This is a genomic window from Streptomyces sp. NPDC001933 (assembly GCF_042890955.1).
Lineage (GTDB): Bacteria > Actinomycetota > Actinomycetes > Streptomycetales > Streptomycetaceae > Streptomyces.
The window spans coordinates 37,442-58,583 of sequence record NZ_JBIASS010000029.1; the positions used below are offsets into that span (position 1 = coordinate 37,442).

Below are 21,142 nucleotides of genomic sequence, written 5' to 3' on the forward strand. Positions count from 1 at the left end.
GGTCTCACTCCGCCCGGTCACCGGCCGCGTACCGACACCATGCTCAGCACCGTGGTGTCGGCGTGAGCGACCGGACATCACCTGCCGGTATGCGCCGCAACTTCCCCTTGCCGCCCGTCTTGACGGTCACCGCGTCGCCATTGCTCAGCACCAGTTCGCCGCATGTGATGCCGACGGGCGTCGAGACCAGGACCTTCGGCCCGGCCGGCTTCTCGTCCTTGGCCGCTTCGGCCGGCACGACCCAGGAGACCGCGATGGCCGCCACGATCGCCGACAGCCCGACGACCGAGCAGCGCCGCGCCGCGGTCAGTGCGTCGTGGGTGCGCTCGACCTCGTCCATCACGGCAGACAGCAGCTTGTCCCCGCTCAGCCACATACGCTGCCCGAGCTGACCGTGCGCGGCACGCACCGCGACGAGCGCTCCGGTGAGCAGCAGAGCGAACGCCAGAACGAGGAGCGCCGCCGTCGTCCAGCGCCATACCGCGGGCATGCCCGCGACGCTTTCGCGGCCCTTGAGGACGAAGACGACACCGACGAGCCCCGTCAGTGCCGTGAGCCCGTTCCGCCAGCCCTCGGCCTGTTTCCGTACGACGGTGAGCTGTTCGAGCTGGAGCTGCTGGCCGAGCTGCGCGAACCGTTTCCTCGTCAGATCGGTCATGGCACCGGCACGTCCCAGAACGCGCCGCAGCCGGTGTCCGGCAACTCGGACGGCCGGTCCGGATGCGGGAATCCGCACTGGCAGTAGACCAGGATGCTGCCGGTGAGCCGCTCCGGTGCGCGCCGTCGGCCTTTGTACGGGCCGAGCACGCCGTACGCCACCCGGAACACGCTGCTCGCGTGGCAGTTCGGGCAGGGGCCCGTGACCGTGTACCAGCGGCCGTCGGCGGAGAGCGCGACGGTGGGGCTGCCGGCCGGTGCGAGCTCCTGTTCCCGGAACGGTGTCAGATCGTGGGCCGGGGGCATCCGGTGCTCCTTTCGTTCGCCGCCGCGCGGTACGGCTCCGCGGGCGGTGTCGGTGCCGGGGCGTCGGGGTACGTGTCGGGCACTTCCAGGCCGAACACTCCCGCGTACAGCTTGAGCCGCTCGACGACTGCGGCGGTGGTCCATTCGAGTTCCCGTGCGCTGACGGCGATCCGCTCGCCGGAGACCCGGCCGCCGAGCGCCGGGGCGCGGCCGGTGTACTCCTCGGTGAGCAGGATCAGATCCTGCCACAGCGGGATGCCGGAGAACTCCGGGCGCTCGACGAGCAGTTCGACCCCGAAGGGACGGTAGAGCGCGAGCCGGTCCCAGGCCCGGTCCAGCGGCCAGCCGAAGCGTGCGGCGACCCGCAGGAGATCGAGCGGGGCGACCGGGCGGCTCCCGGCCAGGTCGTCGAGGAACATCGCCGTGTCGTGCTGCGTCGGACGCCACTTCACCCACTCCGCGGCGACCATGTCGTCCTGGGGCTTCCATGGACTGCCGAGCGCGGCGAACCGGCTCAGCTCCCGCACGCTGTCTCCGAGCGTGCCCTCCCTGCTCCGGGCGTGCTGCACCAGTTTGGCGACATCGGGCTCCGGCAGCCAGCGCACCCCTTCCGGCGTCCACTCGAAGCTGGCCTCCGCGTCCGCCGCGCTGACCCGCGCCTCGGCCAAGCCGTCGGGCAGGGGCAACATCTCCGGTTCCACAGCCAGCAGCGGGGCCATCTCCGCGAGTCTGGCGTACACCGCTCCGAGCGACAGACCACGTCCGGCGGCCGCCAGAACGGCGTACGCCGAATCCAGGCGAGTCGGGCCACCGATGTCTTTCAGCCAGGTCAGATCCCACGTCCATGGCATGAGGAGTCCCATGGCATCGGGCGGAGCGGCCAGCCAGCGGTCGACGAGCCCCGGGGCAGCAGCGTCCACCAGACCGGATTCCGCAAGGCTCGTCAGCGCCACGCCGATATCGGCGGTATCCGCCGGGGACCTGCGTACATTGACGGCGATCTCGGCCAGCGGCGCCAGATGAGGAGACACCCATTCACGCCCCTCGTACCACCCATACCTTTCGACGGACAGGGTGGGCTCCGCCACCAGCGCGGACTCCAGTTTGGTGAAGCTCCTGTCCTTCAGGCCGTCCAGGTCGGGAAGGCTCAGTTCCTGCGACACGAACCACGGAGCGAAGCACTCGTGGACCTCCCCCACCGTCGTCGATGTCCTGGCAGCGGCCAGTGCCCAGAATCGCGGGGACGGGCCGTGCTTCTGCCAGTGTCTGTACTCGAACGCGGCTTCCACGTCTGCGAACATCCGCATGACGTCGAAGCTGCCCGCGAACTCGGCCATCTCTGCGTCCGCGGACATCCCGAGCCACCCGTACCGGCGGATCACCTGCTCGTACTCCTCCGCGGAGGGCGGTTCGTCGAGCCGGAGCGGGTGTGCGTCCCCGGCGAATTCGGGGTGCAGGCGCAGTACCTGGATCTCCCGCTCCGTCGCGACCGCGTCGGCGTCCGCCGGAACGGTGCCGAGATCCAGGCCCAGTGGCTTCAGCGGAAATCCGGCGGCGCTGAACCGCTCGGCCCGCGTCAGTGCTTCCCGCCAGGAAAGTCGCGCCCGTAGAGAGAAGTCATTCAGTACGGACAACACGAGGTCGCGCTTCGGCTCCGCGTCCTCGGTGTTCCTCGCCCACGTCCTGATCGACGACTTACTGAAAAGTCGGCTGTCCGCGAGCAACTCGCAGTCCACGGAATCGAGTTCCACCGCATGCGCGGCATCGAGATCGGGAACGGCGGGAACGCGGACGCCGGCGATGGCGTATCTGCGCAGCCTGCGGAGCAGTCCGGCAAAGGTCGTGGGCCGGTCCCCGGGCTGCGGTACCACAGCCTCTTCGAGGTAGATGCGGCTGCCGTAGTCTCCCGCGGCCATCCTGCTCTCCCACGGCACCGGTTGCGGATATCCCGCCAGCGAGTCCGGCGACGGCACGTCCGCGAATTGGTCGTCCACGGGGATACGGACGGCGCGCAGGGCGGCCACCCGCCATGCCACCAGCCCGGGCGGCGCCGATCCGAGGCTGCCGTGCCGACCGTCCCGGGGCTTCACGCCCGTGTGCAGCACCACGTCCGCCGGAAGACAGCCGACCCTGCGCAGGGAAACCCCCGCGCCCCGGTCCCAGCTGGTCGTACTGGGCACCACAGCATTCGCTTCGAGAAGCTTGTCGACCAGCAGTTGCGCGCCGCCTCGATGCCTGTGCGCGAAGTTCCACAGCCACTCCACACTGAACCAGTGCGGGCGGCCCATGTGCTCGGCGAGTTCGCGGACATGCCCCGACACCCAGTCCTGGTCGAACTCAAGAATTTTCGTTCTGCTGGTGTCCAGGTCCGGGGAGTGCGTCTCTCTGAGGTCGACCACGCACCCGTACATCGGTTCGTCACCGAAGGTGGGACGCGAGCCGAACGACATGGCCGCCTCCGCGTCGCGACTGCCCGTCGGCGTCCAGATCCCGTCGACGAGCAGACAGCCCGGGCCGGGCACCCACCACACGTTCCGGTCGGCCCGGACCGGGCTCGCGCTGTCCCCGTCGTAGTAGAGGACGTCCTTCTCCCACTCCTTGACCACGGCGCCGCTCCGCTCCACCCGCATGGTGTAGTCGCAGAGCCATACCCGCTTGGCCAGTTCGTCCGCCACGTCGATCGCGTCGCCGTTGAGATAGAGCCGCACCCGGGTCCCGCCTCCCGGCTGGGCGGCGTCGCTCTCCTTGATACGGAAGAGGCTTCCGCTCGACGCGATGTCCACCCTCAGCCCGCGGCTGGATTCCGGGCGGCCGAACTCGTCCGTGACCCGGGTCCAGATGCTGATCTCGTCGGCCAGCATGAAGTAGCTGAACACACCGATGCCGAAGCGGCTGTTCGGATAGAGCCTGAGGTCCTTGTCCACCGCGCGCCAGCGGGCCTGTTCCCTCCGGTACTCCCTGGACTGCTCGAACCGGCGGCCCGCACGCGAGAAGGTGCTGCGCAGCGCGGTCTGGCCCATTCCCACGCCGTTGTCCTCGCACTCGACGTACGGGCGGCCGTCGTCGTCGACACCTTGCCGGAATACGATCTCGCCGTCCCAGCTCTGCCGGATGCCCTCCTTCAGCTCGCCGTACCGCACCCGTGCGTTGCGGTAGCGGCAGGCGTCGAGGGCGTTCTGGTAGAGCTCGCGCAGGGCCAGGGTCCGGTCGCCGTACAGCTGGGGTCCCATGAGGAGTTCACGCATCTCGTCCTCGGCGAGGCTGAAACGCATGAGCGGCAGTCCGTAGGCGTCACCACGGCCCGCGGCGTCGTACTGAGGACGCAGTTTGCGGCAGGTCACACGTTCGGGGAGGTGAGTGAGCGGGCCTCCGGTCTCGCCCGGCGAGAGGTGCTGCTTGATGTGCTGCACGGCGTCGTCGGCCCAGCCGGTCAGCGTCTCCAGTGCGGCGTGCACCGCGGGGTGCGGGCACGGCAGGTCCAGGTCGACCGAGGCCCCGAGGCGGTCTCTGGACCAGCGCAGTTCCTGGACACCGGCGACCGCCTGGGCGGGGACGAGGCCGTCCGTGACGCCGACGTTGTCCACCAGGACGCCCGGCATGTCTCGGAGGTCTCCGCCGAGGAGACCCGCGAGGCCGATCAGCCAGGACAGTTCACGCGGTCGCCACCGTTCGGCAGGGCCGGTGCGCGGGACGACTTGTTCCGGGCCCTGCGGCCCCTCGGCGGGTTCGCGTTCCCCGGCGTACGGCTGCGCCGGCACCACGGCGGTCTGGCGGCAGACCCGCATCAGCCCGTCCATGAGCTCCGCGGACCGGGCGGACGCCTCACCGGTGCCGAGCAGGGCGGAGGCGAGCGGGGCGAGCAGGCCCGGCGCGTAGGTGTCCCAGAGCTCTTCGCGCCCCGCGACATGGCGGTGCATCAGCCAGGCGGCGACGGCCCCCGCCTCCTCCTTCGCGCCCCGGCCCGCCAGTTCGCGCCCCTTCCGCCAGATCAGCGGATGCGCGGCGAAGGTGTGCTCGAGGTCGATCCGGGCTTCGTCGAACCCCAGCTCACTCACCGCCGGTTCGAGCTGGAACGGACTGGCGGCCGCCGCCTCCTTGACGCCCATCGCGTAGACGGCCTCGCGGACGAACGGCGCGGCCAGGAGCACGGCCAGCTCGGACGGGTCCAGCAGCGGACCGCCGAGGGTCACCGACGGTGCCAGCAGCGCCCGCAGTCCGCTCGCCAGCACCCGTACCGGATAGCCGTCGTCGGCCCAGGGGTCGGGGATCTCGGTCAGTGACTGCGCCCGCAGCCTTGCGCACTCCAGGGCCAGCCGCTCCAGGGCCTTCTGCAGTTCGCTCCTGCGGTCCTCACCGCACTGGACGGCCGCCCAGAGCTCCGGGTCCCGGATCGCGACGGACCACTCCTCCTGAAGTGTCTTTCCGGTGCAGAGTTCGGTGCCGGCGATGGCCGCGGGGCCGCTCGGTGCGTAGTGCACGGTGGGCCGTTGCTCGTGCTGGGCGGTCCGGGCGAACTCCGCGGTTCTGCGGACGGTGTGGAAGATGACGTCGCTGACGGTCCGCGGGGACGTGTCCGAGGCCAGGGCGTCCGCGAGCGCCCTGGTGAAGTGGCTGCCCTGGAGTTCGTCCGAACCACAGGTCTGGCCCGCCGCACAGCCGAAGACGACGGCCACCCGGTCCCGCCACGACGGGAAGTTGGTCGCGGGCCCGCCGAAGGAGCCCACGCCGTCGGGTTGTTGCGCGTCACGGCAGGCGTCGATGGTGAGCAGGACCGTGCCCGCCTTGCAGCCCTTGAGCAGCGTCGTCAGATCGAGGCCGATCAGGCTGTCGGCGTCGACGTGCGGCGGATCGGTCGACCAGTTGAGCTGTGCCTCCGAGGGCACGAGGTAGTCGGCGCCGTCGACGGACAGTCCATGGCCGGTGAAGTGGATCAGTACCGTGCCGTCCTCCGGCGCCGTGCAGCAGACCCGGCTGATGGCACTGACGATCCGGGAACGCAGAGCCGGCCGGTCCGAGGAGAGCCCCAGTGTCTCGACGCTGTATCCGGACGAACGCAGCGCGGCATCCATCAGCTCGACGTCCCGCTGCACTGCTTGGGTCAAGTCCGGGAAATGGTCGCTCAGTTCGTACTGCGGCACAGCGATGAGCAGTGCCTGCCTGCTGTTCCCCACGGCCGTCGCCTCCCCCCGTCGGGCCTGATCGTGCAGATCACCATGCCACAGGTGAACGGCGGCCCGGACGGGGTTCGGCGACCGCGGGTCACCAGACGCGTACCGACCCGCCCGGTGCGAAGGCGGGGCTGGTCGCGCCGGCCGGGATCTCCTTCAGTGGTTCGGCGATCTCCTCGACCGTCGGGCCGGCCTCGGCCGCGATGCGGTCGAGCGCCGCCAGGTCGAAGCCGTAGACGCGGGCCGCGTTGCCGCCGGTCATCGCAGCGACCTCCTCGGGCTCCACGCCCGCGTACGCGATCCGCAGGGCCTCCCGTGTGTACGGGGCGGTGCCCTCGTCGTGCGGGTAGTCACTGCCCCACATGATCTTGTCGAGGCCGATCCGGTCGCGCAGCGGCACCTCGTGGGGGCGCATGAAGCTGGCGCCCACGTAGCAGTTGTCGCGCCAGACCTCGCTGGGGCTCGCGCCCATCGAGGCGGCCAGCCCCGCACCGAACCTGGATTCGGCGGTGGTTGCCCGGGTCGCCGCCGCGACCAGGCGGCCGTGGTAGTAGTCGAGCATCTCGACGACGCCCGGGATCCAGCCGGAGCCCTGTTCGGTGAGGACCAGTTTCAGCCCGGGGTGGCGGCGGAAGGCCCCGCCGAAGATCAGGTGCCACAGCGCCCGGTGGGAGAACCAGGTCGTCTCCACCATGAAGACGGCGCGGGCCGCCGGTTCGTCGCCGAGCGGCGGGGAGGCCGAGCCGCCGTGGTGGTTCACCGGTACGTCCAGTTCCTCGCAGACCGCCCACAGCGGGTCGTACGCCTGCGAGTACAGCTCAGGGACGCCCGAGCCGGGCGGTGCGCCGGGCAGCAGGATGCCGCCGGTGAGGCCCGCCTCCTTGGTGCGGCGGACCTCGCGGACCGCTTCGGCCGGGTCGTTGAGGAGGATCTGTGCCACGCCCGCGCGCCGGCCCGGAGCCTGCGCGCAGAAGTCGGCGAGCCAGCGGTTGTGGGCGCGCAGGCCGGCCCAGCGCTGTTCGTACTCCTGCCGGGAGGGCGCGGGGGCCATCAGTGAGGCGGAGGGGAAGAAGGGCGGGATGGTGTTGGGGAAGACGACCTCCGCGACGATGCCGTCCGCCTCCAGTTCGGCGAGGCGGCGCTGCGAGTTCCAGTTGCGGTCGGCGGTGTCGGCGACCAGGTCCTCGTACGGGTTGACGTAGGCCGCCGCCCAGGCGTCGAAGTCGTCGTGGTGCTTCGACTCCAGGTAGGGCCGGTAGTCCAGGAGGTCGGCGCCGGCATGGCAGTCGGCGGAGATGACGGTGTAGCGCTCGCGGGGCATCAGCCGGCCCCCAGGACCGGGAAGTCGTGGCCGGTCAGCCAGTGCCGGCCGGTCTCGCGCGAGCGCGCCCAGGACGCCTCGACCGCCGCCTGGTCGGTGCTCTGGCCCAGGTCGGCGGGGGTGGGGCCGATGCGTTCGGCGATCGGGGCGAGCTTCGCCGTGTCGAAGCCGAACACCTCGGCCGCCGCGAGGCCCAGCATGCGGCGGGTCTCGGCGACGGGGATGTCGTGGAAGGTGTCGCGCAGCCACTGGGCGGTGTTCGGCCAGGTGCCTTCGGGGTGCGGGAAGTCGCTGCCCCACAGGATGTTGTCGACGCCGATCTCGTACCGCTGGGCGAGTTCGCGGCGCTTGGTGTTCGTGGCGCAGATGAAGACCTGGCGGTCGAGGTACTCGTGCGGGGGCCGCTTCAGTTCGGCGAACGGGGAGAGTTTCTTGCCGCCGTGGGCGCCGAGGTAGAGCCGGTCCATGAACCAGAGGAGGTTCGGCAGCCACCAGCAGCCGGACTCGGCGACGCCGAACCTCAGCCCGGGGTGGCGTTCGAAGGCGCCCGACCAGAGCAGGAACCAGAGCGGGCGGGACGGCCACCACGTGACCTCGGAGACGTAGATCCCGAGGTGGTCGCCGTACTCGTGGCGCGGCGCCGCGCCGGAGTGCGTGACCACCGGCATGCCCGTCTCGGCGGCGGCCGCCCACACGGGGTCGTAACGGCGGTCGTGGTAGGGCGCCTTGTCCACCCACATGGAGGGGATCATCAGCGCGCCGAGGCCGGACTCCTTCGCCCGGTGGATCTCCGCCACGACCCGGTCGACCTCGCCGGTGACGGGCAGCAGGGCGACCCCGCAGTGGCGTTCGGGGTTCTGCGAGACGAAGTCGGCGAGCCAGCGGTTGTGGGCCTGCGCGCCCGCCATGCCCAGTTCGGGGTCCTGGTCGCCGGAGAGGCCGAGGCCGACGCCGAAGGGCGCGGCGGTACGGCTGTCGACGGCGTCCGCGTCGGGGAAGACGACCTCGGCCGCCACCCCGTCGCCGTCGAGTTCCTTCAGCCGCCGGGCGGCGTCCCAACCGCCTTTCAGACCTTCCTCGTTGTCGTGGAACCACTTGTCGGCGAAGGCCTCGTTGCGTACACCGAGGCGGGTCATCTCCTCGCGGCGGCGGTCGCGCCCGGCGAGGAAGTCGTCGAAGTCCCGGTGGAAGCGGGGGTCGAGATAGGGCCGGTACTCCTCCGTGGGCAGCCCGGCGTGGCAGTCGGAGGAGATGATCAGGTACGGGTCGTCGGTCATCGCTCGCTCCTCAGTCGAGTATGAAACTCTCCAGGTACGACGGGTTGGCCCGCTCCAGCATCGACCGCGACCTGGCGCGGATCTGCCGGTCGCTGTGTTCGCTGTCCGGCAGCATCCAGAAGCGGTCGGCACGTATCCCGTCCACGACGGTCGCCGCGACGTCCTCCACCGGGGTGAACTCCACCTCGTGGCCCGCCGCCCGCATCGCGGACTCCCACTGGCCGAGGCTGCGGTACGGGGTCCTGCGCGGGCGTTCCTTGGCGTACCGCTCCGGCCGGTTGCGGTGCGACTCCCACAGTCCGGTGCGGAGCATGTGCGGGCCGGGGAAGAGCACCGAGGCGCCGACGGCGACGCCCTCCGCCTTCAGGTGTGCGTACAGCGACTCGGTCATCGTGACGACGGCGGACTTGGTGACCGCGTACACGGAGGCGGTCGGCAGCGGGGCGATCCCGCCGTCACCGGACGAGGTGTTGACGACGTGGCCGGGGGCGCCGCCCGCGATCATGCGCGGCACGAACGCCTGGATGCCGTGGAAGACGCCCCAGACGTTGACGGCGAACGCCCATTTCCAGTCGTTCGGTTCGTGCTCCCACATCCGGCCCTCGGCCCCGGAGCCGACACCGGCGTTGTTGCACAGCACGTGCACGGCGCCGAAGGCGTCGTACGCGGCCTCGGCCAGGGCCTGCACGGAGTCGCGTTCGGCGACGTCGACGACCCTGGCCAGCACCCGCGCACCGTCCTGGCGCAGTTCGCCCGCCGCCTTGTCGAGCGCGCCCTCCTCCACGTCGGCGAGGACCACCTTCAGTCCCTCGGCGGCGAACCTGCGTGCCATCGCGAGGCCGATGCCGCTCGCGGCGCCGGTGACGACGGCGACCTGGCCCTCCTCCAGCCTCATCGGGCGCTCCCTTCCGGCGGGCCGTCGTGGATCTGCTGCGGGTCGTCGTAACGCTGGTGGATGTACGGCAGCAGGGCCTTCGCGCTCACTCGCTCCACGGCCCTGCCCCGCTGGTCGCTGGTCTTCTCGCCGATGGTGAGTTCGACCAGCCGCCGTACGGGGAGGTCGGCGACCGGGTCGTACACCGACTCGCGCAGCACCACGTCGCCCGAGACGCGTTCCAGCCTGCGGACCTTCTCGTGGCGGGTGCAGTGGATCAGCACGGGGTCGGAGTCGAAGCCCTCGCCGTCCACGGCGGGCAGGAACTTGAAGTAGAAGTCGAGTTTGTCGGCCGGTTCGGGCAGGGGGAGCGGTCCGCTCACCGCGCCGCGCACCTCGACGAACTCGATGCCGTGCCGGGCGAGCGCGGCCCGGACGACGAGGCCGTCGCGTTCGACGGTCACCTCGCCGAGCTTCTTCGGTTCGCCGAACACCTCGCGGCCGCCGATCAGCGCCCGTTCATGGGTCATCGGCATGACGAGCGGATACCAGCCCTCGTGGCCGTCGTGGACGGCGGCGACCGCGACGGAGCCGGCACCGAGCGGGTAGCCGGGGAGTTCGACCGTGCTGATACTGGCCCGGACGAGCGGGCGCCCGGCCGGCTTGAGGGGCGGCGGCAGGACGGCCGCCACCGCGTCGGGGTCGCTCTCCCAGAGGGCCACCACGCCGGTGGACCAGATGTCGGGGAGCTGGGAGCGGGCCGCGCGGGCCGCCGCGATCTCGGCCCCGGTGCGCGCGCCGTACCGTACGCGTGCCATGTCGTACCACCCTTCTCGGTCGTCCGTGAATCGGTTCTCCGTGGATCGGTCTTGGTGTCCCGGTTCTCCGTGCGGGTTCTGTAACACAGTTACACCGACGCCGATGAAGGGTAAATAGGCATGCACGCAACGGAGTTCGAGAATCAAGGAGCGCTGTGGCGCGATCGTCGCTGACCCGCGAAGAGATCCTGGACACGGCCGCCGCCCTGGTGAAGCGGCACGGGCCGCAGGCCCTCACCATGCGCGCCCTCGCCGCGGAGCTGGGCACCGCGGTCACGTCGATCTACTGGCACGTCGGCAACCGTGAATCGCTGCTGGACGCCCTCGTCGAGCGCACCGTGCGCGAGATGGGCACCCTCCGCCCGGCCGGCCGGACCCCGGCGGCCCGCATCGTCTCCGTCGCCCGCGGCCTGCGCCGCGAGCTGCGGGCCAGGCCGCATCTGATCGCGATGGTCCACGAACGGGGGCTCACCGAGCGGATGTTCCTGCCCGCGCAACAGGCCCTCGTCCACGAGGTGCACGCCGCGGGGCTGCGCGGGGCGCGGGCGGCGGCGGCGGTGCGGGCGGTGCAGTTCCAGACCGTCGGCTTCCTGCTCGTCGAACGCAACCGGGAGCGGTCCCCCGTCCAGTCCCCCGGCGAGGGCGATCTGTGGGCCGCGTCCACCGCTGACGACGACCCGGCGCTGGCCCGCGCGCTGGCCCGGCCGGCCGACCAGGACCGGCTGTTCGCGGATTCCGTACGGGCCCTGGTGGAGGGGCTGCTGGCGGGCCCCGTGCGACAGGGGCCGGGCCGCGGAACCGGGGCGCGGGGGCGGGCGGCCGAATAGGAGACTGTCAGTCGCGGCCCGTATTGTCTGTGACCATGCTCGACGACCGCCAGACCGCAGCACCGTGGCCGACCGCCTACCCGCAGGGGTACGCGGTCGTCGACGTGGAGACCACCGGACTCGCACGGGACGACCGGATAGTGTCCGCCGCCGTCTACCGTCTGGACGCGCAGGGCAACGTCGAGGACCACTGGTACACCCTCGTCAACCCCGAGCGCGATCCCGGCCCGGTCTGGATCCACGGCCTGACCAGTGAGGTGCTCGAAGGCGCCCCGCTCTTCCCGGAGGTCGCCGCGCAGCTCTCCGAGCGGCTCGCGGGCCGCGTACTCGTCGCGCACAACGCCGCTTTCGACTGGTCGATGCTGGCCCGGGAGTACGCACGGGCCTCGGTCGTCGCCCCCGTCGAGCAGCGGCTGTGCACCATCGCGCTCGCCAAGGAGCTGCGGCTGCCGCTGCCCAACCACAAGCTGGCGTCGCTGGCCGCGCACTTCGGCGTCGTGCAGCAGAACGCCCACCACGCCCTGGACGACGCCCGGGTGCTGGCCGAGGCGTTCCGGCCGAGCCTGCACGCGGCGGCGCGGGACGGGGTGCGGCTGCCGCTGCTGGAGTGCCGGCCGCTGACCGAGTGGTCGGACTCCCCGGTCACACCGCGGATCGGCTTTCAGGCCTCGTACGGTCAGAACAGCTGGCGCGCCTCGCGCAAGCGCCCGGCGTGCCCGTATCCGAACCCCGGGCGCTACCAGAAGGACAAACCCCTCATGCAGGGCATGCGGGTGGCCTTCTCCGGGGACACCTCCGTCGACCGCGAGCTGCTGGAGGACCGGGCCGTGGAGGCCGGGCTGCATGTGGCGACCAGCGTCTCCCGGCTGACCAGTCTGCTGGTCACCAACGACCCGGACGCGGCGACGTCGAAGACGGTCAAGGCGAAGTCGTTCGGCACACCGATCCTGGACGAGAGCGCCTTCACCCACCTGCTGCGCGATGTGGCACCCTCGGCGGCCTAGGGCCTCCCGTTTGGATCATGCCGGGCTCGCGGGGTCTGGCACGCACACTCGCCGCGTTGTCGTCGGTCGCCATGGCTCCCTCCTCCGCCTTGCGATCGCACGCACCGGACCCCGCTCCCCGATCCGGCCTGATCCAAACGAAAGACCCCGGGTGCCCGCGCCGTCATCGGAGTGAACCGGCGCGACTCGCCCGCCCGCCGCTCGCCCGCCGCCGCCCCCGCGTCCGACCCTGTGGCGCATGGCACGTTGTGAGGTTTGCGGAAACGACTACGGCATGTCCTTCGAGGTGCACGCGCAGGGCGCGGTGCACGTCTTCGACTGCTTCTCCTGCGCCATCCACCGCATGGCGCCCATCTGTGAGCACTGCCGGGTCCAGATCATCGGCCAGGGTGTCGAGGTCGACGGGCACTGGTTCTGCGGCGGGCACTGCGCCCGCGCCGAGGGGAAGGTGGGCATCATCGACAAAGTGTGAAGCGCGGTCGCGTCCCCTTCCCCGACCCCTGCGCGTCGCACCCCACGGCACAGTTGTACCGTCGTGGGGTGTACCGCTTCCTGTTGACCCGGCAGTGGCTGATCCTCGCCCTCCTCGCCCTCGTCCTGATTCCCACCATGGTCGAGCTGGGCTTCTGGCAGCTGCACCGGCATGAGCACAAGGTCGCGCAGAACTCCCTGATCTCCCGCAATCTCAAGGCGGAGCCGGTTCCGGTCGCCTCGCTCACCGCTCCGGGTCACACGGTCCCGCGCTCCGACTACTGGCGGACGGTGACCGCCACGGGTACGTACGACACCGCGCACCAGGTGGTCGTGCGCCGCAGGACCTCCGCCGACGGCCGGATCGGCGTCCATGTGCTGATCCCGCTCGACCTCAAGGGCGGCGGCACGGTCCTGGTCAACCGCGGCTGGGTGCCCTCCGCCGCGAGCCAGCAGGCCTTCCCCGACGTACCGGCCGTGCCCAGGGGCGAGGTGACCGTCACCGGGCGGCTCAAGGCCGACGAGACGACCGACGCCAGCGGCATCAAGGACATCTCGGACCTCCCTGACCGCCAGGTGATGCTGATCAGCAGCGCCCAGGAGGCCAAGAGGCTCTCCCGGCCGGTGCTCGGCGGCTACATCGAGCAGACCGCGCCCGAGCCCGTCGGAGACTCCCCGGAGCTGATCGAGGCCCCCGACGACAGCTCGATCGGCCCGCACATGGCGTACGCCGTGCAGTGGTGGCTCTTCGCCGCCGGTGTCCCGGTCGGGTACGTGGTGCTGGCGCGCCGGGAGAAGCGCGACCGGGCGGAGGCGGCGAAGGCCGCTGCCGGGGAGCAGCAGCCCGCCGAGCCGGAGAAGCCGGAACCCGCCACGGCCTGACACCGTGTCCGCCGGATGCGGGCCGGGGCGTGCCCGGCCGGGTGACTCCCGCGGCCCGGGACTGCTTAACAGGGCCCAGGTTCGGGAACACGCCAGAACGTGACCCCACACATCGAGGACTACGCCCTCATCGGCGATCTCCAGACAGCCGCCCTGGTCGGCAGAAACGGTTCTGTCGACTGGCTCTGTCTGCCCCGCTTCGACTCGGGCGCCTGCTTCGCCGCCCTGCTCGGCGACGAGGACAACGGCCACTGGCGGATCGCCCCGAAGGGCGCGGAGACCTGCACCCGGCGCGGCTACGTGGGTGAGTCCCTCGTCCTGGAGTCGTACTGGGAGACCCGCACCGGCACGGTCAAGGTCATCGACTTCATGCCGCAGCGCGACCAGGAACCCGACGTCATGCGGATCGTCGAGTGCGTCAGCGGCACCGTCGAGATGAGCTCCGTGATCCGGCTGCGCTTCGACTTCGGCTCGGTCGTGCCGTGGGTGCGCCGCTCGGAGGGGCACCGGGTGGCGGTCGCGGGGCCGGACTCGGCCTGGCTGCGCAGCGAGCCGCCGGTCAAGACCTGGGGCCAGCAGTTCTCCACCTGCTCGTCGTTCACCGTCTCCGCGGGCGAGAAGGTGGCGTTCGTACTGACCTGGCACCCCTCGCACTCGCCCCGTCCCGAGCTGGTCGACCCGTACGAGGCGCTGGAGAACACCCTGTCCGACTGGACCGAGTGGTCCGCCCGGTGCAAGTACCGGGGCCCTTACCGGGAAGCGGTGATCCGCTCGCTGATCACGCTGAAGGCACTGACCTTCGGCCCGACCGGCGGCATCGTGGCGGCGCCCACCACCTCGCTGCCGGAGGAGATCGGGGGCGTCCGGAACTGGGACTACCGTTTCTGCTGGCTGCGGGACTCCACGCTGACCCTCGGCGCCCTGATCTCGGCCGGCTACCTGGAGGAGGCCGGCGCCTGGCGGGACTGGCTGCTGCGGGCGGTCGCCGGGGACCCGGCCGACCTCCAGATCATGTACGGGCTCGCGGGCGAACGCAGACTGCCCGAGGCGGAGCTGCCGTGGCTGCGCGGATACGAGAACTCCGCCCCGGTCCGGATCGGCAACGCCGCGGTCCGCCAGCGCCAGCTCGATGTGTACGGGGAGGTCATCGACTCCTTGCGGCTGGCCCGTGAGGCGGGGCTCGACGACAAGCCGCACGCCTGGAGTCTGCAGCTCAGCCTGCTCGGCTTCCTGGAGTCCACCTGGCGGGAGCCGGACGAGGGGCTGTGGGAGATCCGCGGCCAGCGCCGTCACTTCGTGCACTCCAAGGTGATGGCCTGGGTCGCCGCCGACCGTGCCGTACGCACCCTGGAGAACAATCCCGCGCTGGCCGGCGACGCCGACCGGTGGCGGGCGATGCGGGACGCCGTGCACCGGGAGGTCTGCGAGAAGGGGTACGACCCGGAACGGAACACCTTCACCCAGTCCTACGGCTCACGGAACCTGGACGCCGCGACCCTGCTGATCCCCCGGACCGGTTTTCTGCCGCCGGACGATCCCCGGGTGATCGGTACGGTCGACGCGGTCCGGGCCGAGCTGGGCCGGGACTGCCTGGTCCGCCGCTACAGCACGGACGGCGCCTCGATCGACGGGCTGCCCGGCAGCGAAGGGGCCTTCCTGGCGTGCTCGTTCTGGCTGGCCGACGCACTGCGCCTGACCGGGCGCAGCGAGGAGGCCCGGGATCTCTTCGAACGGCTCCTGGCGCTCCGCAACGACGTGGGGCTGCTCGCCGAGGAGTACGACACCGTCGGCCGCCGCCAGCTGGGCAACTTCCCGCAGGCGTTCAGCCACATCGGCCTCGTGGGCACCGCCATGGCACTGGCCGGTGAGGACACGCTGGAGCCCGACGCGGCAGGATAGGGGGCATGGATCTTGGACTGAAGGACCGTGTGTACATCGTCACCGGAGCGACCCGGGGGCTCGGCAACGCCACGGCGCGGGTGCTCACCGACGACGGGGCGAGGGTGATCGTCACCGGCCGGGACGGACGGCGCGCCGAGGCGGCCGCCGCCGAACTGGGGCCGGACGCGGTCGGCCTCGCCGCCGACAACGCCGACCCCGCGTCCGCGCAGCGTCTGGTGGACGAGGCGCACGAGCGGTTCGGCCGGCTGGACGGCATTCTCATCAGCGTCGGCGGGCCGGCCCCCGGCTTCCTCGCCGACAACACCGACGAGCAGTGGCAGTCGGCCTTCGAGTCGGTGTTCCTGGGCGCGGTACGGCTGGCCAGGGCCGCGGCGGCCGTGCTCGGCGAGGGCGGTGTGATCGGCTTCGTGCTCTCCGGCTCCGTGTACGAGCCGATCCCCGGGCTGACCATCTCCAACGGGCTCCGTCCCGGCCTGGCCGGTTTCGCCAAGTCGCTGGCGGACGAGCTCGGTCCGCGCGGCATCCGGGTGGTGGGCGTGCTGCCGTCCCGGATCGACACGGACCGGGTGCGTGAGCTGGATGCCCTCTCGGGCGACGCCGAGGCCGCCCGGACGGCCAACGAGGCGCAGATCCCGCTGCGGCGCTACGGCACCCCGGAGGAGTTCGGCCGGACCGCGGCGTTCCTGCTCTCCCCCGCGGCCTCGTATCTGACGGGCATCATGGTGCCGGTCGACGGCGGCACCCGGCACGGCTTCTGAACCGGAGCCCTGCCCCGGCCCAGGCGGCGGTCAGATCACCCGTTCCGCACGGTGCTTGACCGCCCTCAGCCGCACCTCGGCAGGCAGCTCGGCCAGCCCCGCCGAGTCCCGCGCATGGGCCAGCGCCTCGTCGGCGAGGCGGCCGAGCGCCTCGTCCGGCGCCGCGTGCGGTTCCATCAGCAGGCGGATCCTGGCGTGCGGCGAGCTGCGCCGGCCGGTCAGCGCGACCTGGGCGCGGGCCACCCCGTCCAGCGTTCCCGCCTCACCGGCGAGCACTCCTTCCAGGGCCCGGCCCCGCAGCAGCGCCCCCTCGCCGTCCCCGCTGTCCACCAGCACCTCGGCGAGGCGGGCGCGGCGCAGCTGGGCCAGCAGCCACCACAGGGCGAGGACGACCGCGACGGCGAGGGCGGCGATGACCGCCGGCCACCACCAGCCCTGGTCGCGCCAGCGGTTCCGGTCGGCCTCGCTGATGAGCACATCGCCCTTGCCGTACCAGGGCCACCAGGACGGCACGGCGAGGCCGAGACCGGCGGCGAGCACCGCGCCGCCGCCGCAGATCAGTACCAGCCCGGCGAGGCCGAGCAGTACCCGGTTGACGGTCCTGAGCAACGGGTTCACCCCTTCTTCGCGGGCCGGCGGACATGTACGGACAGGCTCGGCGGCCGGGCCAGCCCGAGTTCCCTCATGCCGGTCCCGAGCACGGTGTCCAGATCGGCCCGTACGTCGTCGAGTTCCCGGAAGTGCGAGACGGCGCGCACCACCGCCCTGCCCCGGCCCATCCGGACCCGTACCGACTGCACTCCGGACACCTCGACGGCCCGGTCGCGCAGGACCAGCGCGGCCGCCGACCGGTCGAGTGCGGCGCGTACGCCGGGACGGTCGCGGCGCATGGGCAGCAGGGCGCGGAGGCCGGGGGTGACGGCGAGCACGAGGAGCCACACTCCGACGGCCACGGCGAGCGCGGCGGCGGCGAGCAGCCAGGCGTTCCCCAGCGGGCGCTCGGCGAGCTGGTCGGACAGCTCCCGGCGCCACCGCATCGCCGGGCGGTCGGCCCGCACCGCGGCCACGTCGTAGAGCAGCAGCCCGCTGCCGCCGAGGACCACGAGCGCGAGGAGCGTCGCGGGGATCCGGCGCGCCGACCAGAAGCGGCCCGCCCCGGCGGCGTCCTCCTGGCGCGCGGGCACCGGGTCGTACGCGGCGGACGAGGCGGACTGGTCGAGTTCGAGCACGTCCCCCTCCTCGGCGGGGCCGGTGGCGGGCGGCCGTCCGGTACGGTGCTCCGGTTCGTGGGGCTCGGTCACTGGATCCTCCCCTGTGCCGCGGCGCTCGCTCCCGTCGGATGCAGGCGCTCGACCTGTACGGCCACCTCGGGCACTTCCATCCCCGCCAACGCTTTTACCCGTTCGGCGACATGACGACGCACCCCGCCGCACTGGCGGCCGATGTCGCAGGGATATCCGAGCTCCAGGCTCACCCGCACCCGGGCGGTGCCCCGGTGCACCGTGACCGTGGCGCGCGGGGCACCACCCTGTTCCGGCGGCTCGTCGATCGCCTCCCTCGCCGCCTGCGCGGCGATCTTCGCGACCACCCGGTCGGCGATCCGGGTCTCGCCGCGCTCACCGGCGGCGATCCGGTCCTTCACCCCCGACAACGCCGTCACCGCCGTCGGTCGCCGCGCTCGCGACCCCGGAAGAAGTCGCCGAGCTCCAGGTCACCCTCCAGGAGGCGACCGGCGACGAAGCCGACCGCTCCCAGGGCGGCCACCAGCAGGAAGGCCCCGAACCCGCCGAAGTACCCGGCGAATGCGAGCGCCATGCCGGCCAACATGCCGACCACAGCCATGCTCATCGTGCGCTCCTCAACTGCCTTGCGCCGGAGGTCTAATGGAGACGTGACTCGGACTGGTCCTCGTCCTCGGCCTCGTCGGGCAGCTTCACGTCGCTCACCGCGATGTTGACCTCGACGACCTCCAGCCCGGTCATCCGCTCGACCGCGGCGACCACGTTCTCCCGTACGTCACGCGCGACATCGGAGATCGAGACGCCGTACTCGACGACGATCTCCAGATCGAGCGCGGTCTGGGACTCACCGACCTCCGCCTTCACCCCGCGGGTGACGGACTTGCCGCCGCCGGGTACCCGGTCGCGCACGGCTCCGAAGGTGCGCGAGAAGCCGCTGCCCATGGCGTGGACGCCGACCACGTCGCGGGTCGCCATTCCCGCGATCTTCTCGACCACACCATCGGCGATGGTCGTCCGGCCACGGGTGGCGGGGGCTCCCCCGCCGCGCCTGGTGATCTGGGTCGATTCCTTCTCGGGGCTCTCCGGGCGGTTTCGCTGAGTGGTATCGGTCATCGCCATTCTTCCCTTCAGGGCAGGTTGGACCTCTTTGCACACATTAGGTGCGCTTGTCCCTTCCCGCGCCGTGGATGCGGCAGGCTGGGGCAATGACGACGGCTGACGGCCCGCACAGGGCGGACGGATGGACAGCGGCGGTCCGGCAGCGGCTCGGCCTCGGCCGGCTGCTTCCGCTGGGCGGTCCGGCGGACGGGGCCTGGATCTCCGAGCGGGCCGCGGTCACGGTGCTGCGCACAGCGATGGCGGGAGAGGGACCCGGCCCCGCGCTCGGGGAGCTGAGGATCTCGGTGGCCGACCCGGACGGGGCGCCCTGGGCGGAGGTGGAGGCGCCGCCGAGCGCGCTGCGGCCGGGTCCGCTGCGGATCGAGGCGGAGATGTCGGCCGTGTCCGGTCAGCCACTGCCCGCCGCGGCCGAGGCGCTGCGCGCGGCGCTGCTGACGGCGGCCGGGCAGCGCCTCGGCCTGGTGGTCGCCGCGGTGGACGTCCGGGTGACGGAACTGCTCGACGCGGCACCTGAACGACCGGCTCCCGCCCCGGCCGAGACGCGTGCGACGGAGGCGGAGGGGGCCGCGGGGGCCGCGGCGGCGGGTGTTCCCGGTGTGGTCACGCTGACCCGGGTGCTGGGCCATGCGGTGCACTCGCGGCCGGACCATGTGCGGGTCGAGCTGGCGACGGCCTCGGACCACCGGGCGCTGGACGTGGCCCGCGCGGTGCGGGGCGCCGTGGCCGCGGCGGTGGAGGGGCATCCTTCGGTCGCGGTGCTGGTCACCGCGGTGGTGGAGCGGAGCTGAGCGCGGGGCGGGTCCGGGGTCCGGGCCCGCCCGCGATCGAGGCGCCCAGGCCCGGACCGACCGGCGATCGGGGGCGCCCGGCCCCGCGACGCCGCCCCGCGACCGTCGGCCGGCTCAGTCGGTGATGCCCGCCAGATCACGCAGCCGACGGCCCTGCGCGGCGCGTTCGGCGACGCGCTGCTCCTCGTAACCACGGGAGACGGCACCGCTCAGCAGCGCCTTGGTCTCCACGACGGCGTCGCGCGGGGCCGCCAGCAGCGCGCCGGCCAGATCGCGGGCCGCGGCGTCCAGCTCACCGGCGGGGACGACGAGGTTGGCCAGGCCGGTGCGCTCGGCCTCCTCGGCGTGCACGAAGCGGCCCGTGGCGCAGATTTCGAGCGCGCGGGCGTACCCCACCAGGTTCACCAGGGGGTGCGTACCGGTGAGGTCGGGCACCAGACCGAGGCTGGTCTCGCGCATCGCGAACTGCACGTCCTCGGCAACGATCCGCAGATCGCAGGCGAGGGCGAGCTGGAAGCCGGCACCGATCGCATGCCCCTGGACGGCCGCGATCGACACGATGTCGTTGCGGCGCCACCAGGTGAACGCCTCCTGGTACTCGGCGATGGTCGCGTCGAGCTCGGCCTCCGGGCCGCGCGCCATGTCGAGGAAGGACGGCTCGCCGTCGAACCCCTCGGGGGTGAACGCCTGCCGGTCGAGTCCCGCGGAGAAGGACTTGCCCTCGCCGCGGAGCACGACGACCCGCACACTGCCGGGCAGTGCCCGTCCGGCCTCCGTCAACGCCCGCCACAGAGCGGGGGACTGAGCGTTGCGCTTGGCCGGATTGGTGAGGGTCACCGTGGCGACCGCGTCGTCGACGGTGAGTCGTACGCCGTCCTTGTCGAGCACAGAGTCGAGCGAGGTCATGGGGCGCCTCCGGATCGGTTCAGTCAGCATGAAGAGCTAAGTGACTGAACAGTAACCACCCGGACGGCATCACTGCCGACCGGGTGGCCACCGCCGAAACCGGTGAGCCCCGGGGCGGGCCGCACAGCCTGCCCCTCGACCCCGGGGCGTCAGGCCGTGGCGGCCTTCTTGCCCCGCGTCGCTCCGCCGCGTCCCCGCAGCGTGACTCCGGACTCGCTGAGCATCCGGTGGACGAATCCGTAGGAGCGGCCGGTCTCTTCGGCCAACGCCCGGATGCTCGCACCGGAGTCGTACTTCTTCTTCAGGTCTGCCGCGAGCTTGTCGCGCGCGGCGCCGGTAACCCGGCTGCCCTTCTTCAGAGTCTCGGCCACCCGTGCCTCCTCATGGGAAGTGCGCTCTGGACTCTCATGATCACCCCTCAAGAGCTTCCTGGCCACCCATTCGGCAAGGTCCGTACAACCGGGTTCACAGCCAGGGAACGGGCCGACACGACCGGAATTTCACATTCCGCCGGGCTGCGGCGGCAGGCAGGGCAAGGCCCGGAACCGAACCGGCAGGTCAGGGCCACACGGGGTGCGCGGCCGCCATACGGGTGCGCCCGGCAGGTATCTGCCGGGCGCTGCGCCAGGGTACGAGACGCACTCACGCAGATGATGGATCACGCGTAGGCCGAATGATCCAGACGGAGTGGATCAGACGGCGGCGGGCCGGATCAGGCCAGCGCGACCAGGTCCTGGTAGTCCGCGCCCCACAGGTCCTCGACACCGTCGGGCAGCAGGATGATGCGCTCCGGCTGGAGCGCCTCGACCGCGCCCTCGTCGTG

General features: G+C 71.8%; 21 protein-coding genes. 7 read left to right on the forward strand and 14 right to left on the reverse strand.

Annotated elements, in window-relative coordinates; translation table 11 throughout:
* Window positions 1-43: 43 nt before the first annotated feature.
* The 7 genes from ACFYY7_RS39540 to ACFYY7_RS39570 all read right to left on the reverse strand — a co-directional run bounded on the left by ACFYY7_RS39540 (window position 44) and on the right by ACFYY7_RS39570 (window position 10,421).
* Window positions 44-658 (reverse strand): hypothetical protein, encoded by a 615-nt coding sequence (locus tag ACFYY7_RS39540; protein WP_388669433.1) that lies wholly within the window; start codon window positions 656-658, stop codon window positions 44-46.
* Entirely contained in the window at window positions 655-963 is a 309-nt protein-coding gene (locus ACFYY7_RS39545; protein ID WP_383708679.1) for a hypothetical protein, read from the reverse strand. The genes ACFYY7_RS39540 and ACFYY7_RS39545 overlap by 4 nt, the downstream gene beginning before the upstream one ends.
* On the reverse strand, window positions 942-6,134 hold the full coding sequence (locus ACFYY7_RS39550) for a caspase family protein (RefSeq protein WP_388669437.1): 5,193 nt from the start codon (window positions 6,132-6,134) through the stop codon (window positions 942-944). The genes ACFYY7_RS39545 and ACFYY7_RS39550 overlap by 22 nt, the downstream gene beginning before the upstream one ends.
* Window positions 6,135-6,222: 88 nt before the next feature.
* Window positions 6,223-7,452: an amidohydrolase family protein gene (locus ACFYY7_RS39555; protein WP_388669440.1), complete on the reverse strand. Its 1,230-nt coding sequence runs from the start codon at window positions 7,450-7,452 to the stop codon at window positions 6,223-6,225.
* Window positions 7,452-8,729 (reverse strand): amidohydrolase family protein, encoded by a 1,278-nt coding sequence (locus tag ACFYY7_RS39560; RefSeq protein WP_388669443.1) that lies wholly within the window; start codon window positions 8,727-8,729, stop codon window positions 7,452-7,454. The genes ACFYY7_RS39555 and ACFYY7_RS39560 overlap by 1 nt, the downstream gene beginning before the upstream one ends.
* A 10-nt stretch (window positions 8,730-8,739) precedes the next feature.
* Window positions 8,740-9,624 carry an SDR family NAD(P)-dependent oxidoreductase gene (locus tag ACFYY7_RS39565; protein ID WP_388669446.1) on the reverse strand — a complete coding sequence of 295 codons (885 nt, stop codon included), beginning with the start codon at window positions 9,622-9,624 and terminating at the stop codon, window positions 8,740-8,742.
* Window positions 9,621-10,421, reverse strand: coding sequence for an acetoacetate decarboxylase family protein (locus ACFYY7_RS39570; RefSeq protein ID WP_388669449.1), 801 nt, complete (start codon window positions 10,419-10,421; stop codon window positions 9,621-9,623). The genes ACFYY7_RS39565 and ACFYY7_RS39570 overlap by 4 nt, the downstream gene beginning before the upstream one ends.
* A 155-nt stretch (window positions 10,422-10,576) precedes the next feature.
* Here ACFYY7_RS39570 and ACFYY7_RS39575 point away from each other — a divergent pair, with 155 nt between their 5' ends.
* The 6 genes from ACFYY7_RS39575 to ACFYY7_RS39600 all read left to right on the forward strand — a co-directional run bounded on the left by ACFYY7_RS39575 (window position 10,577) and on the right by ACFYY7_RS39600 (window position 16,265).
* Window positions 10,577-11,248, forward strand: coding sequence for a TetR/AcrR family transcriptional regulator (locus tag ACFYY7_RS39575; protein ID WP_388669452.1), 672 nt, complete (start codon window positions 10,577-10,579; stop codon window positions 11,246-11,248).
* 29 nt (window positions 11,249-11,277) lie between these two features.
* Window positions 11,278-12,252, forward strand: a complete 975-nt coding sequence (locus ACFYY7_RS39580) for a DEDDh family exonuclease (protein ID WP_388669455.1) — start codon at window positions 11,278-11,280, stop codon at window positions 12,250-12,252.
* A gap of 238 nt (window positions 12,253-12,490) precedes the next feature.
* Window positions 12,491-12,724, forward strand: a complete 234-nt coding sequence (locus ACFYY7_RS39585) for a hypothetical protein (protein ID WP_072482991.1) — start codon at window positions 12,491-12,493, stop codon at window positions 12,722-12,724.
* A gap of 68 nt (window positions 12,725-12,792) precedes the next feature.
* Entirely contained in the window at window positions 12,793-13,605 is an 813-nt protein-coding gene (locus ACFYY7_RS39590; RefSeq protein ID WP_388669458.1) for an SURF1 family protein, read from the forward strand.
* A gap of 99 nt (window positions 13,606-13,704) precedes the next feature.
* On the forward strand, window positions 13,705-15,504 hold the full coding sequence (locus ACFYY7_RS39595; RefSeq protein WP_388669461.1) for a glycoside hydrolase family 15 protein: 1,800 nt from the start codon (window positions 13,705-13,707) through the stop codon (window positions 15,502-15,504).
* A 5-nt stretch (window positions 15,505-15,509) separates the two neighbouring features.
* On the forward strand, window positions 15,510-16,265 hold the full coding sequence (locus ACFYY7_RS39600) for an SDR family oxidoreductase (RefSeq protein WP_266736379.1): 756 nt from the start codon (window positions 15,510-15,512) through the stop codon (window positions 16,263-16,265).
* 30 nt (window positions 16,266-16,295) lie between these two features.
* Here ACFYY7_RS39600 and amaP read toward each other — a convergent pair whose 3' ends face one another.
* The 5 genes from amaP to ACFYY7_RS39625 are packed head-to-tail and all read right to left on the reverse strand — an operon-like array spanning window position 16,296 to window position 18,619.
* Window positions 16,296-16,883 (reverse strand): alkaline shock response membrane anchor protein AmaP, encoded by a 588-nt coding sequence (gene amaP / locus ACFYY7_RS39605; RefSeq protein ID WP_388669464.1) that lies wholly within the window; start codon window positions 16,881-16,883, stop codon window positions 16,296-16,298.
* On the reverse strand, window positions 16,880-17,566 hold the full coding sequence (locus ACFYY7_RS39610) for a DUF6286 domain-containing protein (RefSeq protein ID WP_388669468.1): 687 nt from the start codon (window positions 17,564-17,566) through the stop codon (window positions 16,880-16,882). The genes amaP and ACFYY7_RS39610 overlap by 4 nt, the downstream gene beginning before the upstream one ends.
* Window positions 17,563-17,925, reverse strand: a complete 363-nt coding sequence (locus tag ACFYY7_RS39615; RefSeq protein WP_388669471.1) for an Asp23/Gls24 family envelope stress response protein — start codon at window positions 17,923-17,925, stop codon at window positions 17,563-17,565. The genes ACFYY7_RS39610 and ACFYY7_RS39615 overlap by 4 nt, the downstream gene beginning before the upstream one ends.
* The gene (locus ACFYY7_RS39620) at window positions 17,922-18,113 is read right to left on the reverse strand and encodes a hypothetical protein (RefSeq protein ID WP_388669474.1); all 192 of its coding nucleotides are present in this window, start codon (window positions 18,111-18,113) and stop codon (window positions 17,922-17,924) included. Before ACFYY7_RS39620 ends, ACFYY7_RS39615 begins: the two co-directional genes overlap by 4 nt.
* 32 nt (window positions 18,114-18,145) lie before the next feature.
* A complete protein-coding gene (locus ACFYY7_RS39625; protein ID WP_388669478.1) occupies window positions 18,146-18,619 on the reverse strand; it encodes an Asp23/Gls24 family envelope stress response protein in 474 nt (157 codons plus the stop codon).
* Window positions 18,620-18,711: 92 nt separating this feature from the next.
* On the opposite strand from ACFYY7_RS39625, the gene ACFYY7_RS39630 reads away from it, so the two are divergent.
* A complete protein-coding gene (locus ACFYY7_RS39630) occupies window positions 18,712-19,413 on the forward strand; it encodes a hypothetical protein (protein WP_388669481.1) in 702 nt (233 codons plus the stop codon).
* A 114-nt stretch (window positions 19,414-19,527) separates the two neighbouring features.
* Here ACFYY7_RS39630 and ACFYY7_RS39635 read toward each other — a convergent pair whose 3' ends face one another.
* Both ACFYY7_RS39635 and ACFYY7_RS39640 read right to left on the reverse strand, forming a co-directional pair.
* On the reverse strand, window positions 19,528-20,319 hold the full coding sequence (locus ACFYY7_RS39635; protein WP_124718386.1) for an enoyl-CoA hydratase/isomerase family protein: 792 nt from the start codon (window positions 20,317-20,319) through the stop codon (window positions 19,528-19,530).
* Window positions 20,320-20,468: 149 nt separating this feature from the next.
* Entirely contained in the window at window positions 20,469-20,690 is a 222-nt protein-coding gene (locus ACFYY7_RS39640) for a helix-turn-helix domain-containing protein (RefSeq protein ID WP_018518904.1), read from the reverse strand.
* Between the last annotated feature and the right edge of the window lie 452 nt (window positions 20,691-21,142).

Excerpts from the sequence above, each read along its gene's own strand:
- ACFYY7_RS39600 (WP_266736379.1), top strand. The coding sequence starts at position 15,510 with ATGGATCTTGGACTGAAGGACCGTGTGTACATCGTCACCGGAGCGACC.
- ACFYY7_RS39570 (WP_388669449.1), bottom strand. The coding sequence starts at position 10,421 with ATGGCACGCGTACGGTACGGCGCGCGCACCGGGGCCGAGATCGCGGCG.
- ACFYY7_RS39560 (WP_388669443.1), bottom strand. The coding sequence starts at position 8,729 with ATGACCGACGACCCGTACCTGATCATCTCCTCCGACTGCCACGCCGGG.
- ACFYY7_RS39545 (WP_383708679.1), bottom strand. The coding sequence starts at position 963 with ATGCCCCCGGCCCACGATCTGACACCGTTCCGGGAACAGGAGCTCGCA.
- ACFYY7_RS39555 (WP_388669440.1), bottom strand. The coding sequence starts at position 7,452 with ATGCCCCGCGAGCGCTACACCGTCATCTCCGCCGACTGCCATGCCGGC.
- ACFYY7_RS39630 (WP_388669481.1), top strand. The coding sequence starts at position 18,712 with ATGACGACGGCTGACGGCCCGCACAGGGCGGACGGATGGACAGCGGCG.
- ACFYY7_RS39625 (WP_388669478.1), bottom strand. The coding sequence starts at position 18,619 with ATGACCGATACCACTCAGCGAAACCGCCCGGAGAGCCCCGAGAAGGAA.
- ACFYY7_RS39635 (WP_124718386.1), bottom strand. The coding sequence starts at position 20,319 with ATGACCTCGCTCGACTCTGTGCTCGACAAGGACGGCGTACGACTCACC.
- ACFYY7_RS39585 (WP_072482991.1), top strand. The coding sequence starts at position 12,491 with ATGGCACGTTGTGAGGTTTGCGGAAACGACTACGGCATGTCCTTCGAG.
- ACFYY7_RS39620 (WP_388669474.1), bottom strand. The coding sequence starts at position 18,113 with ATGAGCATGGCTGTGGTCGGCATGTTGGCCGGCATGGCGCTCGCATTC.
- ACFYY7_RS39565 (WP_388669446.1), bottom strand. The coding sequence starts at position 9,624 with ATGAGGCTGGAGGAGGGCCAGGTCGCCGTCGTCACCGGCGCCGCGAGC.
- ACFYY7_RS39540 (WP_388669433.1), bottom strand. The coding sequence starts at position 658 with ATGACCGATCTGACGAGGAAACGGTTCGCGCAGCTCGGCCAGCAGCTC.